Annotated in this window: 1 protein-coding gene; it reads right to left on the reverse strand. The window is 38.3% G+C overall.

The features are described from left to right. On the reverse strand, positions 1-415 hold a 415-nt coding region (locus tag FUA24_RS05115), incomplete at both ends, for an aldehyde dehydrogenase family protein (RefSeq protein ID WP_148540297.1).

Below are 415 nucleotides of genomic sequence, written 5' to 3' on the forward strand. Positions count from 1 at the left end.
GCATCAACAATGGCTTGTTTTACTTTGTTATAAATACTAGTATGAATAATTAAACGGCGTGTGCTTGTACAGCGTTGTCCTGCGGTACCAACAGCGCCAAAAACAGCACCTATAACCGTCATTTTTATATCGGCATCGGGTGTAACAATAATAGCGTTATTTCCTCCTAATTCTAATAAGGTTTTGCCCAATCTGCCAGCCACTTCTTTGGCTACAATTTTACCCATTCTGGTTGAACCTGTTGCAGAAACTAACGGAATTCTAACATCTTTAGTCATAAACTCACCAACTTTATAATCGCCATTAATCAAGCATGAAATACCTTCTGGCAAGTTGTTTTCTTTTAAAACTTCGGCTATAATATTTTGGCACGCTATACCGCAGAGTGGTGTTTTTTCACTTGGTTTCCATACAC

The organism is Seonamhaeicola marinus (assembly GCF_008085455.1).